This window comes from Cytobacillus sp. ABV4_503 (assembly GCF_056158445.1).
The window spans coordinates 2605547-2620384 of the sequence record NZ_JBSWTH010000001.1 but is presented as its reverse complement, the minus strand read 5'-3'; the positions used below and the strand labels follow the sequence as shown (position 1 = coordinate 2620384).

The 14838-nt window shown below is 38.1% G+C and carries 16 protein-coding genes; 12 read left to right on the top strand and 4 right to left on the bottom strand.

Annotated elements, in window-relative coordinates; genetic code table 11:
- Positions 1-516: 516 nt before the first annotated feature.
- Both ACXAD1_RS13125 and ACXAD1_RS13120 read right to left on the bottom strand, forming a co-directional pair.
- Positions 517-1425 (bottom strand): EamA family transporter, encoded by a 909-nt coding sequence (locus ACXAD1_RS13125; protein WP_474910254.1) that lies wholly within the window; start codon positions 1423-1425, stop codon positions 517-519.
- A gap of 1079 nt (positions 1426-2504) precedes the next feature.
- Positions 2505-2858: a DoxX family protein gene (locus ACXAD1_RS13120; RefSeq protein ID WP_474910253.1), complete on the bottom strand. Its 354-nt coding sequence runs from the start codon at positions 2856-2858 to the stop codon at positions 2505-2507.
- Positions 2859-2970: 112 nt separating this feature from the next.
- Here ACXAD1_RS13120 and ACXAD1_RS13115 point away from each other — a divergent pair, with 112 nt between their 5' ends.
- From ACXAD1_RS13115 to ACXAD1_RS13090, 6 genes are all read left to right on the top strand, one after another.
- A complete protein-coding gene (locus ACXAD1_RS13115) occupies positions 2971-3693 on the top strand; it encodes a Crp/Fnr family transcriptional regulator (RefSeq protein WP_474910252.1) in 723 nt (240 codons plus the stop codon).
- A 171-nt stretch (positions 3694-3864) separates the two neighbouring features.
- Entirely contained in the window at positions 3865-4101 is a 237-nt protein-coding gene (locus ACXAD1_RS13110) for a DUF896 domain-containing protein (protein WP_474910251.1), read from the top strand.
- A gap of 170 nt (positions 4102-4271) precedes the next feature.
- Positions 4272-4670 (top strand): DoxX family protein, encoded by a 399-nt coding sequence (locus ACXAD1_RS13105; RefSeq protein WP_206844266.1) that lies wholly within the window; start codon positions 4272-4274, stop codon positions 4668-4670.
- Positions 4671-4822: 152 nt separating this feature from the next.
- Complete coding sequence (locus ACXAD1_RS13100) at positions 4823-5761, top strand: ring-cleaving dioxygenase (protein ID WP_206844269.1); 939 nt, start codon at positions 4823-4825, stop codon at positions 5759-5761.
- A 24-nt stretch (positions 5762-5785) separates the two neighbouring features.
- Complete coding sequence (locus tag ACXAD1_RS13095) at positions 5786-6394, top strand: flavin reductase family protein (RefSeq protein ID WP_474910250.1); 609 nt, start codon at positions 5786-5788, stop codon at positions 6392-6394.
- A 30-nt stretch (positions 6395-6424) separates the two neighbouring features.
- Positions 6425-7360 (top strand): ring-cleaving dioxygenase, encoded by a 936-nt coding sequence (locus ACXAD1_RS13090; protein ID WP_206844275.1) that lies wholly within the window; start codon positions 6425-6427, stop codon positions 7358-7360.
- Between the two features lie 292 nt (positions 7361-7652).
- On the opposite strand, the gene ACXAD1_RS13085 is transcribed toward ACXAD1_RS13090, so the two are convergent.
- A complete protein-coding gene (locus ACXAD1_RS13085; protein WP_206844279.1) occupies positions 7653-8651 on the bottom strand; it encodes an NADP-dependent oxidoreductase in 999 nt (332 codons plus the stop codon).
- Between the two features lie 30 nt (positions 8652-8681).
- Positions 8682-9017 carry an ArsR/SmtB family transcription factor gene (locus ACXAD1_RS13080; RefSeq protein WP_206844283.1) on the bottom strand — a complete coding sequence of 112 codons (336 nt, stop codon included), beginning with the start codon at positions 9015-9017 and terminating at the stop codon, positions 8682-8684.
- Between the two features lie 255 nt (positions 9018-9272).
- On the opposite strand from ACXAD1_RS13080, the gene ACXAD1_RS13075 reads away from it, so the two are divergent.
- From ACXAD1_RS13075 to ACXAD1_RS13050, 6 genes are all read left to right on the top strand, one after another.
- Positions 9273-10517 (top strand): helix-turn-helix domain-containing protein, encoded by a 1245-nt coding sequence (locus ACXAD1_RS13075; protein WP_474910249.1) that lies wholly within the window; start codon positions 9273-9275, stop codon positions 10515-10517.
- 135 nt (positions 10518-10652) lie between these two features.
- Positions 10653-11135 carry a nucleoside deaminase gene (locus ACXAD1_RS13070; RefSeq protein ID WP_206844289.1) on the top strand — a complete coding sequence of 161 codons (483 nt, stop codon included), beginning with the start codon at positions 10653-10655 and terminating at the stop codon, positions 11133-11135.
- A gap of 403 nt (positions 11136-11538) precedes the next feature.
- Complete coding sequence (locus tag ACXAD1_RS13065) at positions 11539-12735, top strand: styrene monooxygenase/indole monooxygenase family protein (protein ID WP_474910248.1); 1197 nt, start codon at positions 11539-11541, stop codon at positions 12733-12735.
- A gap of 4 nt (positions 12736-12739) precedes the next feature.
- Complete coding sequence (locus tag ACXAD1_RS13060) at positions 12740-13243, top strand: DinB family protein (RefSeq protein ID WP_206844293.1); 504 nt, start codon at positions 12740-12742, stop codon at positions 13241-13243.
- 49 nt (positions 13244-13292) lie between these two features.
- The gene (locus ACXAD1_RS13055) at positions 13293-13856 is read left to right on the top strand and encodes a GNAT family N-acetyltransferase (protein WP_370222405.1); all 564 of its coding nucleotides are present in this window, start codon (positions 13293-13295) and stop codon (positions 13854-13856) included.
- A 362-nt stretch (positions 13857-14218) separates the two neighbouring features.
- The gene (locus tag ACXAD1_RS13050) at positions 14219-14725 is read left to right on the top strand and encodes a DinB family protein (protein WP_206844300.1); all 507 of its coding nucleotides are present in this window, start codon (positions 14219-14221) and stop codon (positions 14723-14725) included.
- Positions 14726-14838: the final 113 nt, after the last annotated feature.

Here is a 14838-nt window from a genome sequence, read left to right as displayed (position 1 = left end):
TGTCTCTTGTGTTTTTTTCTTGCTAAAGGGGATAGGATTTTTAGTTTACAAAAAGTGTGGCCTCTTGGATTGCATTTGTAATGGAAGCCTGTTAAATACATCTTTCATATCTGTGGATATAGATGCTTAAGTTCTGGCTCAATCGTCAGCATGAAGTAACCATTTAAAACTTTTTGTTTGATTAATGAAGGGTTATCACAAATCTGCACATTTTCAGCAGGTACAAGCTGTTTAATGTCCGCGATTCTTGGAATTCGTCCTTCCAGAAGATATGAGAGAATACCATCTGGATCATATTTTTATCAATTAAAGTGGCTAATAAGGTAAGCCCCAAGTGCACATTTGTTTATCTTCGGCATTACGCTTATTGTCGCCGGTTTTTGGAAAATTTATGAATGGAGGCAATAAAAAAAAGAAAGGTCTGAAGGAATAGGGGACCCCTAGGTCGTCTAGCCTAGGATTTTCTAAAGATAAAACCAAGGCAGTACCAACAAGACTTCTTGCTGGTACTGTCCATCACGAAGCGGATTTGGTTTGTATAGACACGGATTCAATTTTATCTTTTGGTTTTAAATTGCCCGCTGCAATTCCAATTAATATGATGACAACTCCCACCCATTGTGAAAAGCTTACAAATTCAGCTAAGATAAGGGCAGATAAAGTTACAGCTACTGGAAGCTCCGAAGCAGTTAAGATCGTGCCAAGCCCGGGTCCGATATGGGGCATTCCAATTGAAAATAAAAGTGGCGGTAAAGCAACACCAAACAAGCCGAGTAATAAGCCATACGGTGCTACCCCCATTAAGACAGGCAAATCAAATAGGAAAATTGGCGGATATACTAAAAGTACGACAATTAATCCACCGGTAGATAAGAAAGCACTTTTCAGGACAGGGGGAGTATCTTTTCCGACAGAACTGCTGAGAAATATGAAAGTAGTAAACGTCAAAGCCGAAAGCAGTCCCCACGCAGACCCTTGAAAAGATAGAGCAGCTTCACTCTTTGTAATTGAGCCGGCAGCTAGGATCGAGCCGATAATCAGAATACCAATAGAGGTGATCTTCCCTTTCGATGGTTTTTTCTTATTAAAGACCCACTCGAAAAGCGTACCAATCCATACAAATTGAAATAAAAAAATGATTGCTAGTGAAGCGTTTAGCGTCTGCAGCGCTTGATAATAAAACACACCAGTCAAACCAAACGGAATTCCGGATAATAGTAGTTTGAGAATTTGATTTAAAGTTGTTTTTTCCTTTTTTGTAAACAGAACCAGCACCCAGGTAAGGAATGCCCCAAATAGATATTGGCCACCAGTTACCTCTGTTACCGAATAACCTGCTGCATAAGCAAGCTTAACAAATGTAGACAACACCCCATAGCAGCATCCACTTAAAAAAACCATTAGTGCATATTGCCAAGTTTTCATTTATTCTACCCCTTTCTTCACATAAAAAAGCCACACAATTGTCAGTTGACAGTTGTGTGGCGAAAATAGAGCTTACTCTAGAAAAATCCACGTCCTAAATAGGTTTTATTATTCAAGTCATATAGTAGTATAAGATTAACAATACCAAATGTCAACGAACTATTCTTGTATTCTATTAACGAGGAGCCTTCTAAAAAATTGCCAATACAGGCTGCATTAGAGAATACGCCGTATTGCTTGTCTATTCTTAGAAATTCATAGTTATTTACCTGCAGGGAAATAATTTAAAGGGTGGTAATATTAATTCAAAAGGATATATTTGGACAGCGCTAGGGGGTTTTTATTGAGGGAGCTAGGATGAATGCAATATTGAAATTTGCTCTTATTAATAACTATTTGATAAGGCTTCTATATGATAGGTCACAGTGACTTCCGAAAGACTAATTTTAACATACCATAAAGGACTCCCAATACTAGTGGTAACGGTAAAAACCATAATAGAAATTTATCTATAAACGGACTCAATGCCAATAAAGCATTCACAGTAATCACTCCTAAAGTAATAATGGTTACAGTTTTCCCATATAGTTAATTTTAATTAAAATTGTCTGTGTTCCTGAGGGTAGTTTCAACTTACTAATTAGTTAGTAAGATAATCTCACTGAACTAACTTGTATATGAACAAGTGGTGATTTATCTTTACCTCAATCCTTTCCGGAGTGAATTTACAGAAGATAACCTTTGCAGAAATAAATACATGGTGCCGAAAATGCAGCAAAAGCTTGAGTTGAACCGCAAGAATGTAACCGCTACTAAAAAGTATCCTAAGACCGATCAGCAGTTTTGGCGGAGTTTCTATGCCTCTGCTTATAGGGTTATAAAAGAACATTAGGATTATCCCCACAAATTCCTATTAAAGGTTTATGACCCCCGTCTAGAATTAGAAGGGGGCAGCGGTGTTTGGAGTTTTATAAGAATGGATTTTTGGGATAGCAGGCTTCCCGGAATGGTAACGGTATGTGCTAAGTTCTCAAGTCTTCAAACTGGATACCGGACAATGTAAACTGGGTTATTTTTGACTACTTATTAATTTGAAAAAAGGTAATTACAATAGCTAAAATGAGCATGGTTAAGGCATTTAATGCCATTATGGGTCTATGTCTGGCTCGAAAGAAGTGAGCGTGCAGGGCACCTAGCATAAGCATAGTAATGAGGGATCCTGAAAGCAAGATAAATTCAGGAAGCCAAAATCCTATGATCAATCCGCCTGCGCTCAATATTTCCAGGAATGCAATAAATTGCATGAACCATAGGGGGTAGCGATATTCTCCCCAGTGCTTAACCATTGACTTGGTACGTGCTGCTTTCATTGAAACGGATATGGCGAAAATAAAAATTAAAATAATTTGAATGATCCTAGTTACAACATCCACACAGTTTCCTCCTTTTGTATAATAGACGTAGCTGCTATATATACATTCTAGGCTTGTTAGTTTAGTGAGTATGTAGTCTGGACTACATTCGGCAGAATTTGGGGAGGGCCATATGGATAAAATGAAGTATTTATCGAGAATACAGATTTTTGAGGATCTGGACTTGGAGGAATTAAAGAAATATGAACCGGCCACACCTATGAAAGTTGTGGAGAAAGGTACGGTTTTTTGTTCTCCTCATATGGATCAAAAGTTATTGTATTTAATCAAATCGGGTCAAGTTCGTTTGTATAGATTAACTGAGAGCGGAAAAGAGCTTACAGTTGATATTTTAGAAACGGGGAATGTGTTTGGAGAGATTGGTACTTTTACAACCGGTTCTGAAAATTTATATGCTGAGGCATGGGAGGATTCTGTTATTTGTAGAATAGATAGAGTTCAGTTTGAAAAAATAATACGTGAAAATCCAAGTATTTCTTTAAAGCTTCTTGAAATAATTTCCAGCCGTCTGAAGGAAGTCGAAGAGTTACTGGAGTATATGGCATATAGCAGTACAAGGAAACGGCTTTTATTCCTGCTAAATAAACTTACAGAGAAGTTTGGGGATAAATTGTCAAGCGGCAGTGCGGAAGAATGGGTTGCACTTAATATTTACATAACTCATCAAGAATTAGCATCGATGATGGGCAGTATCCGTGAAACAGTGACAGCACTTTTAAATGAATTTAATGCAGAAGGAATTGTGCGCAAATCAGGAAGGCGGGGAACCATGGAAGTTCATAGTGTTCGCCTAAAATGTGCATTAAATGAGGGGATAAAAATCAGCACTCATTGAAGAGTGCGTTAGATTAAATTAAAATACACGCAAAATATCGCAAAGATGATAAATTTCCATCTGAATAATCAAGAGAAGAGTGTTGACATATTTAATAAAATATATTATCTTTAATTCAAGATATTTGATTTCAAGATATCTTTCGATTATTAATTGAAAGGAGTAAGTCTTATGCATGAGATTCTAAAAAGAATTAATGAACTCGCAGCAAAAAGAAGGAAGGAAGGCTTAACACAAATTGAAAATGCAGAAATAATCAATTTGCGCAGTCAATATATTCAAGAATTTCGCGGATCAATGGAAGAGCTGCTATTAAACACAACCATCGTTGATCCAATAGGAGATGATGTAACTCCTGAAAAATTAAAGAGAGCCCAGGCAAGACATAAAGTTAAGCCCATTTGGTAAATCATATATTATCCAGAAAGCGCGCAGCAGTTACAAAGGGAACCACAAAAAACATTAATTTACGGTTAGAATATTAAATGCAGAGGAACTGAGGCATAAGGGAAGAAAATCAAATATTTTTTTATATAATATCTCGAATTCAAGATAATTAAAATTAGGAGGAAATAAAAATGATGGACTTAGGTTTATTAATTATTAGGCTGGTAATTGGCGTATTATTCATTGGTCACGGAGCTCAAAAATTGTTTGGATGGTTTGGGGGTCATGGATTAAAGGGAACCGGAGGCTGGTTTGATTCCATTGGGATGAAGCCGGGAGTAATGATGGCTCTTTTTGCAGGGTTAGCAGAACTTATAGGGGGAATCTTGTTTGCATTAGGATTTTTAACTCCTCTCGCAGCACTAATGATTGCAGGAACTATGATCATGGCTATCGTTAAGGTGCATGGTCCAAATGGTTTATGGGCAACATCTAATGGATATGAATATAACTTAACGTTAATCTCTGTTGCCATTGGTATCGCATTAATTGGCCCTGGACGATATGCATTGGATATATTTTTATTCTAAACTATTCCGAATTAGAAATACCTCAAATAAAGCTTTCGACAATTTTTGTTCCTTTCCAGCTTGTATATAAATTGATTAACTGAATTGATAGCAGGGCATGTCCTAATTACAGAATATAATTAAAATCCAAGTTTAAAAGGAGTGTGGAAGATATGGGTAAAAAAACAATGGGGATTCATCATATAACTGCAATTGTTGGCCATCCTCAGGAGAATGTAGATTTTTATGCTGGAGTGTTAGGTTTGCGTTTAGTCAAGCAAACGGTCAATTTTGATGATCCAGGCACCTATCACCTTTACTTTGGAAATGAGGGCGGCAAGCCAGGAACAATCATTACTTTCTTTCCTTGGGCAGGTGCCCGTCAAGGGGTTATTGGCGATGGCCAGGTTGGAGTCACTTCGTATGTCGTTCCGGCAGGTGCCATGAAGTTTTGGGAAGAAAGGCTTGAAAAATTCAAGGTGCCTTTTACTAAAATGGAACGGTTCGGAGAGCGATATTTGGAATTTGATGATCCTCATGGACTTCATTTGGAGATTGTTGAAAGAGAAGAAGGGGAACTAAATTCCTGGACTTACGGGGAGGTTACCCCTGAAGCAGCTATAAAAGGCTTCGGTGGAGCAACTCTCTTATCAGCTCAGCCAGAGAAGACGGCTGAGCTGCTGGAAAACATTATGGGACTTGAAGTTTTAGGTCAGGAAGGAGATTTTATCCGATATCGTTCTTCTGCTGATATTGGAAACATCATCGATCTTAAATTAACTCCAATTGGACGGGGGCGAATGGGTGTGGGAACCGTCCATCATATTGCCTGGAGGGCTATTGACGATCAGGACCAATTAGATTGGCAAAAATATGTTGCCGATAATGGATATGGGGTTACACCAGTTCGGGATCGAAACTACTTTAATGCGATCTATTTTAGGGAGCATGGGGAAATATTATTTGAGATTGCTACTGATCCTCCGGGGTTTGCCCGTGATGAATCCCAGGAGACAATGGGCGGGAAATTAATGCTGCCTGAACAATATGAGCCGCAACGGGATAAGATAGAAAGTGTTCTGCTTCCGTTTACAGTCAGGGAATTGGATTAAATTTAAAAGAGGTGATGACCCGCTATGCTTTCAATTGACCCAGCGGACAATAGAGAAAGAGAAAATTATAAATTTTTAATAGGAAGCATCATACCAAGGCCTATTGCTTTTGTAACCACTATATCAAATGAAGGCGTGTTGAATGGGGCGCCATTCAGTTATTTCAATATCGTAACATCAAATCCCCCAATGATTTCCTTGGCGATTCAAAGAAATGCAGGAACACAGAAGGATACGGCCAGAAATATTATCAGCACAAAGGAATTTGTTGTTCATATTGTCGATGAGGAGAATGTAGAAACAATAAATAAGACAGCAGCGACTTTTCCTCCTGATCAAAGTGAAATAGAATTAGCACAATTAACTCCAGCTGAAAGTACGAAAATTTCAGTGCCTGGAGTGATGGAAGCGAAAATCCGTATGGAGTGTATCCTGGAACAATCGCTTTCATTAGGGGGGACGGATACTCCTGGCTGTGATCTAATCATTGGAAAAGTTGTTCAATTTCATATTGATGAAAACATCTATGAAAAAGGAAGAATTGATCCAAGAGGACTCGCTGCAGTGAGCCGTTTGGCGGGCATTAATTATGCAAAGGTTGGCGAGATGTTTTCCATCGAGAGACCAAAGTAGAATTAAGTCACTCTTAAAGAAGTGGAGGGAATGATTTTGCAAATCACTTCAGGTATCCATCATATTACGGCAATGGTTAACGATGCCCAGCGAAATATCGACTTTTATGCAGGGGTACTGGGACTTAGGCTGGTAAAGAAAACGATTAATTTTGACCGGCCGGAAGTCTATCATCTGTATTTCGGAAATGAAAATGGTGATCCTGGGACGGTTATGACCTTCTTCCCGTGGGAGAAGCAGCTAAAAGGACGGATTGGAACGGGCCAGGTCGGGGTGACCAGTTATGTGATCCCTGAACATTCAGTTGAATTTTGGAAAAAACGGCTGAGTAAATTTGGCGTTAAGTTTATACAAACGGTTCGCTACGGTGAAACCTACCTGCAATTCCAGGATCCGGACGGCCTTGAAATCGAGCTGGTTGAGCGGTCTGAGGGGCCATTGAACACATGGGCTTTGAAAGACGTTCCTCCAGAAGCCGCTATTAAAGGATTTGGAGGAGCAACCCTGATTTCGGCAAAGCCAAATAAAACGGCTGAAGTGCTTGAAAATATATTAGGGCTTGAATGCCTAGGCCAGGAAGAGGGATTCTTAAGATTTAAATCAGAAGCCGAACTCGGAAATACGATCGATATAAAACTTACCCCTTCTGTTCGCGGATTGATGGGGGCAGGTACAGTTCATCATATTGCCTGGAGAGCGAAAGATGAAGAGGATCATATGAGGTGGAGAAACCTTCTTCAGGAGAAGGGCTATTATCCAACTGAAATTCTCGACCGCAATTACTTCAAAGCACTTTACTTTCATGAAGAAGGCGGCATTTTGTTCGAAATCGCCACAGACCCTCCAGGATTTACGGTTGACGAACCACTAAAGGAACTTGGCAGCAGGCTTATGCTGCCTTCCTGGCTGGAATCGAAAAGGGAGGAATTGGAAGAGGACTTACCTGCTTTAGAGGTCCCTGTATAAAAGGATGTAAATATTTCAAAAAGGGAAATGCCAATCAGTAAAAAAAGCTAATCCGCGTTAATCGATTAGCTTTTTTAGTGTATTATTGGCAGCTCTTTTTTTCTTTGAATTACCAGCAAATAGTTTATCAATCTATTTCAATAACAACTTTTAAGCTAGATCCTGGAAAGTCGTTTTGTTTTTTAAAAGTGAAAATATCCAGTGTAAGAGCTTATTTACACAAGCAATAATAGCATGTGCCAATAAGCTTTTACACTGTCATTATAAAGAAAAAAGGAAATTCGCTTTCCAACTATCTGATTTTTACAATTATTTTTCCTTTCGCCCTTCCTGACTCCGCATATTCCATCGCTTTTTGAGCATCTTCAAAAGGAAAAACTCTATCAATTATAGGTTTAATTTTACCATTCTCGATAAGGTTTGCGATTATACGTAATTGCTCTCCACTTGGCTTCATAAACAAAAACGTATATTCAACATTATGTTTTTTTTCAAGCGCAGTAAGTTTATGACTTGCTGCTGAAAACAACAGCGTTTTAAAAAAACCGGAACCATATTCTTTACCAAAACGGGCATTCGGTAATCCTGAAACGGAAACAATTTTTCCTCCGCTCTTTATCACTTCGAATGATTTTTCGAGTATCTCGCCCCCAAGTGTATCAAAGACGGCATCATAGTTTTTCAATATCTTTTCAAACTTTTCTGTCTTGTAATTTATTATTTCATCTGCACCAAGAGATTTCACTAAATCTGCACCAGCAGCACTTGCAGTCGTTGCAACAGTGGCGCCCATTAATTTGGCCAGTTGAATAGCAAATGTACCTACACCACCAGCGCCAGCTTGAATTAAAATCTTTTGTCCCCTTTGTAATTGCAAAATGTCTGTCAGTGCCTGATAGGAGGTTAACCCAACCAGCGGGATCGATGCTGCTTCTTCAAAGCTTAAATTTTTTGGCTTTAAGGCGATGTCATCTTCATGAATAGCGATATATTCAGCAAAAGTACCGATTTTACTCTTACGTGGTCGTGCATAAATTTCGTCACCAGCTTTAAAACGAGTCACTTTTGCGCCAACCTTTGCAATGACACCAGAAAAGTCATTCCCTAAGATAAGTGGCATTTTATATTTTATTAACATTTTCACTTTCCCATCGCGTATCTTAAAATCAACAGGATTGATGCTTGCTGCATGAATTTCTGCGAGTACCTCATATTCACCAATTTCAGGTGCGGGTATTTCTGCCAAACGCATTGGAACCTTCCCATATCTGTCAATGACCATTGCTCTCATAGCCTATACCTCCAAATAAATTCCATCAATTCAATAAAAGTTCTTCATGAACTTATCAATATCCAACACAAGCGTTCTTAACAAACCTAATTCTGTACGTACATTAATATAATAAAAGTTTTTTGTCCCTTCCTTACGCATTAAAATAACACCTGCGTCTCGTAAAACCTTAAGATGATGGGACACAGCTGGTCGAGAAAGATGTGTTTGTTCTGTTATTTCACCCACACGTAATCCTGTTTGACAATCCGTCCCCATTAGAACTAACAAGATCGATTGACGTGTTTCATCACCAATTGCCATTAGTACCTTTTGACAGTTAATAAAATCCTCTTTGATTATATTTAGCTGGTCCTGTTTATTCATTAGAGTAAAATACCTCCATTATCAGTTTAATGGTTTAAGTTGATAAACCATATTACTGGATACAACAATAAACTATTGTTTTGTTAGGTGCAATATTGAGAAAGCAAATCGAGACGAATACTTGATTGATTTTTCAGTCTCTCTACTTTTTTTATAAGAATTATAAGGATCTTAATAACCATCTTTCTTCATCCTCTTATAAACTATTCCATCCTTTATGTTCGTTATTTATACTATCAGTAGGGGGGAGAAAAAATGATCGAAGGGAAAATTCTAAAATACTACAGAGAAAAACAAGGATACACACAGGAACAGCTTTCAAGAGGGGTTTGTTCTGTCACTCATTTAAGTAAAATTGAGCGAGGCATAACAGAATATTCTGGGGAAATTATTACACTTCTTTCTAAAAAATTAAACAAAAATTTTCAAGACGAAGTAAGGGATTTCAATAGGTTTAAAGAAACATTAGAAGAATGGAAAAATGCTATTGTTATGTTAGATACCGAAAACATGAAAGTAAAAAAAGCAGAACTTGACGCTAATCTATTAAAGGATTTTCCCGACTTTCAAGTACACTACTCACTGCTTTTAGCCCGTCATTATCTCATTCTTTATGAAAATGAAAAATGTCATAAAGTGATGCAAAAGATCAAGAAACTGGACATCAGCCTTTCACCTTATGAGAGCAATCTATATAAACATGTCCAGGGAATCTGTTATTTTAGTATCGGAAACTACAAGGATTCAATTGAAGTCCTAAAGAAAATTGATTCCAGTTATTCGAGCGAAGAATATTACTACCACCTGGCTATTTCCTATCATGCAGTTCATGACAACACTTTAGCTTACTATTATGCTCAAAAAGCTTTGCGCTATTTTCAAGAAACATTAAATTTCACACGCATACTCGATACAGAGTCGCTTATTATCCTTCAATTAAACGCCAAATCGCAATTTAGCCTAAAAGAGACCCGCAGCTATTATGATAAATTAATCCAATCTGCAAAAAAGATTCAATCTGCAGATAGGTTAACTAAACTCTATTTTAATCTTGGACAAGAGCTGTTTAGAAGAAAACATTTCCGAGAGGCGAAAGAGTATTTTGATAAAGGGTTGACCTTACTGAAAGAAGAAGATTTCTTATATCTAACCATGTTAGATTTATACATAGACATTTGTTATAAGGGAAACTTAAAATCGAAAGAAGACCTATTATCCGATGCAAAAAAAGGTTTGCACCTCGCCCAAAAACGAAACGACCAAAGTTATTTATTTTTTCATCTGCATGTTTTATTACTGAACGGGGAGGAAGATTCCTATTATGGCTATGTTGAAAATAAGGTGCTTCCATATTTCATTCAGTCCGGAAACGAGGATCTAATCCAGCACTTTGAAGTTAAGCTTTTTCGGTATTATTTCAAATCAGAGCAAAACGAAAAGGCATGGGCTCTCGCTAAAAAGAAAATGCTTGCTGAGATGAGCTATTATGAAATGGATTAGTGTCGTGTACTTTTAAATGGAATAAGGACTAATGCCCCCCTCACAAATATGACGGGTGCTCTTCTTTTCCATTCAGGAGCATATATTCACATTAAAAAACTGGAGAGTTGCGCTGCATACAAGGAGGATTCAATCATGTTAAATGAAACAGACTTGAAGCATTTACGACGCTGTATTGAACTTGCAAGGATTGCTCTGGAAAAGGGCGACGAGCCATTTGGCTCCGTCCTTGTCTCAGCCAGCGGTGAGGTTCTTGCAGAAGACCACAACCATGTTGCAAATGGTGACCATACCCAACATCCGGAATTTGCGCTGGCGCGTTGGGCAGCCGAGAACATGTCAGCTGAAGAAAGAAGCAAGGCGACAGTATATACCTCAGGCGAACATTGCCCTATGTGTGCTGCGGCCCATGGATGGGTTGGATTAGGTCGGATCGTTTTTGCAAGTTCCTCTGTACAGCTAGGTCAATGGCTGGAAGAGATGGGGGTTGCTGCATCGCGCGTTCGCAGCCTTCGGATCCACGAAGTCATTCGTGATACTACAATTGACGGTCCTGTTCCTGAGCTCGCGGAACAAGTTCGCCAGCTTCATCATCAGTTTTACAAAGTGAAACGGTGATCACGGTATCCAGGTTTTTTTAAAAGACCCAGATGGATATATGTGGAAATGAATGGCTTTGTTCAACCAGAATCATGTGCAGAATTCTCAATTATAGATATGAAAGAAACAGGCACTTACCTTGAACAGGAAGTGCTCTTTTTTAATTTTTAGATCAGCATTATTGTAATGAGTTATTCCATAATCTGGGGCCAATCAGGAGCAAGAAATATGCTCTTTCCTTGTGAATATGACCTGATTATGGAAAAGGGATCGTTTGACTTGCTTAGACATCAATAATATGGAAAATAAATAAATCGTCGTATTTACATCACCATGTGTATTCTTTAGACTGAAAAGGCGGAAAATTACCAATGTTATTATAATATCTTCGCGGCTACCAGATAACAAAGGGGAGAGAACCTTGAGGAAGAAAATTTGTATTATAGGCAGCGGCACAGCAGGTTTACAGCTGGCTTATTCTCTGAAAGAAGAATTTGATGTGACTGTTATTCACTCAAATTCTTCGGAAAAGATCCGAAATGGACGAATTATGTCTACCCAAGTACATTTTGGTTCAACGAGAACCCGAGAAAATCGCTTTAAAATGCCAAAATGGGAGGATAAAACTCTTCTTAAAAGTATTCACATGACGATCGGTAATCAAAAACTATTTGTTGGCAAGCTGAAAGAACCAGCATTATCCGTTGACCAGCGTTTCTGCTTTTCACACTGTTTGAAGGATCTTGAAAACCAGGGTGTCTCTTTTCGACTTTTAAGAGTAAATAAAGATCAGATAGAAAGTTTGGCAGATGAGTTTGATTTAACGATTGATTGTTCTGGAAAATCGGGCCCTCTCTTTCCATTTCCTATTGAAAAGCAGCTTTCTCCTATCCAAGTGCCTCAACGAAAATGTATCGTTGGTTATTTTTTGGGGATAAAGCCAAATGATCCTTCAGGTATAAGCGTAACCGTTCTGCCTGAGACAGGTGAAATGTTTGAGATTCCTGCAATGACAGAACAAGGGCCAGTTACCATATTGTTCATTATGGCAGTTCCAGGCGGAGAGTTAGATGTATTTAAAGAAATAAAGGACGTAAAAGAATTTACAAATCAAATGAAAAATATTACACAAAAATATTTCCAAGACATCCACGAACGTATCCAGCAAGATATCTTTGCTCTTTCCGATGATAAAGCCTTCCTAAATGTTGCCATTAAACCTGTAATTAGAAAACCATACGTAATCTTTAAAAATAAAATAGTAATTGGTTGTGGAGATAGTGTTTTTCTTAATGACCCAATTACTGGTCAGGGATGTAATCTTTCTTCTTTTTGTGCTGAACAGTTGTACGAAACGTTGATTCAATATAAAAATTCAATCTGGGACATCCGAATTGGCGAGACATATTGGGATCGAACAAAAACAGTTGTAAAAGAAGTAACAGAATGGACAAATGCCATGACTCAGGCATTGCCTCAGCATGTTGTTCAAATCCTGTTAGCGGGCGCAGAAAATCAAAAGATTGCAGATGAAGTTGCAGAATGGTTTGCGAATCCCCGAAAAGCTTATGAAGCTTTTTTTCAAAACATTAATGGCAGCACAGCGGTAAAGGAGTGATTAAATGAGTAATTTAAAACTAATTGAAACATACAAACACGATTTGCAAAACTATTCACTTGATCAACTAAGATATATAACAGCTGAAGGGGTTTGGTCCATTGGTCAAATGTACGACCATGTGATTCTTGTTGCTATGGAGTATCTTGACAATGTGGAAACATGTGCGGCATCAAAGGAAGAGCAAAAGCTCGGGAAAACGGAGTTTGGTGAGCATTTATATAAAATTGGAGATTTCCCGCCAATTAAAATCAAATTACCGGACGAACTAAATACCCCGCCAAGCAATTCAGATAGTAAAGAAGACCTTACGAATAGGCTAGATCTGATAATGCAGAGGCTGAGACAATGGGAATCTAAAGTAGATACTATAAATCTCAATTATAAAATTAAACATGAAGGTTTTGGCTGGCTGAACGCGAGAGAGTGGTTCGATCTTGTAGGAATGCATTTTCGCCATCACTTGCGTCAGAAGTGTGAACTGGAACAAAAGTTTCTTAATGCATAGTTCAACTAATTTAATAAACTAAACCAATTAAACTTTCGGGAGGTGTATAATGATATATTTAGAAACATGGAGATTGCAATTACGCGACTGGGAGGAAGAAGACATAGAGCCATTTAGTCGACTAAATGCAGATGAAAAGGTTATGAAGTATTTTCCTAAAACCTTATCAGCCGAAGAAACAAATGTGTTCTATAAATCAATTGTATCTGAATTTAAAGAATGCGGATTTGGATTATATGCCGTGGAAGTAAAGGAAAATAAAGAGTTTATAGGATTTATAGGATTTCATAGAGCAACATTTAAAGCTGATTTTACACCGTGTATAGAAATTGGCTGGCGACTGAAAAAAGAGGCTTGGGGAAAAGGATACGCATCTGAGGGAGCGTCAGCCTGTTTACAATATGGATTTAACGAATTGGGTTTTAGAGATGTTTTTAGTTTTACTGCCGATGTTAATAAGCCTTCGAAAAACGTAATGATAAAAATCGGAATGAATTTTATTAAAACATTCAATCACCCGAAAGTTAAGAAAGACAGTCCTTTAAATAAACATGTTCTATTTCATATAAATCAAAATAAATCTGCTAACGGGAAAACCTACATAGTGCAATAAATATGCCGTTTACTTTGAAGACCGTTGATCTATCTGTACGTGACCTAGGCTTGCCAGAAGGGGCTACTTCGATTCAGATTTTTAATAGGGCGAATCATCTTGGTTTGGAATTGTGCCCTCTTGAGCTGGGCCTCACCTAAGACTGGGGTATCTGGATCAGCCAATTGAATACGCCACTGATTCCAGGAGCGGTGAAAAAAATGACACTTCCTGCTCAGGCGTTATAATGTGGATTCAATCAGGATATATAGAATATTGTGTAATGTAGATTTGGAAGCAAGCGGATCAAAAGAAAACAAATTAAATTTTTTCTGATCGTTCTAAAACTATTTTCAATTTTAAGAAGAGGGTGGAGTGAGCTAATGGAAAATAATCGCGCAAAGAAAATGTACGATTACCACGTCTGGGCTAACCAAAAATTGATCCAGCACTTGAAACAGCTGCCTGATAGGATTTATAACGAGACAGTTAATAGTGTTTTTTCATCGATATCAGAGGTGCTGATTCACCTATATGCAACAGACATTACTTGGTTGGAGACGATGAAAGGAAGCAGCTTCCACGATACTGTTAGGGAAGTTGATCGTCGAAAAACAGAAGCATCAAGAGCGTCTATAGATGAACTTAAAGTGTTCTATGATTCGCTTTCAAATGAATTTTACCATTTTTTTGCAGAGAATCAGGATCCAGAACGTATCATCATTACAGAGCACCCGAAATATGGTCGCTGTGAGTTCATACTTGCCGATCTCATTCACCATGTAGTGAATCATGGAACCTACCATCGCGGAAATGTGACAGCGATGCTGCATCAGCAAGGTGAACGAGGCGTACCTACGGATTATGTATATTTTCTTTTTGAATGTTAGCGTTTTGTGATTATACCAGAAAAGGAGCGCAATTCTGCAGCAAAAGAATTGTGCTCTTTCTTTATGTTAAGAGCCAGCAATCCTGTTTAATATTATTATTTGCGAGGGGAGTT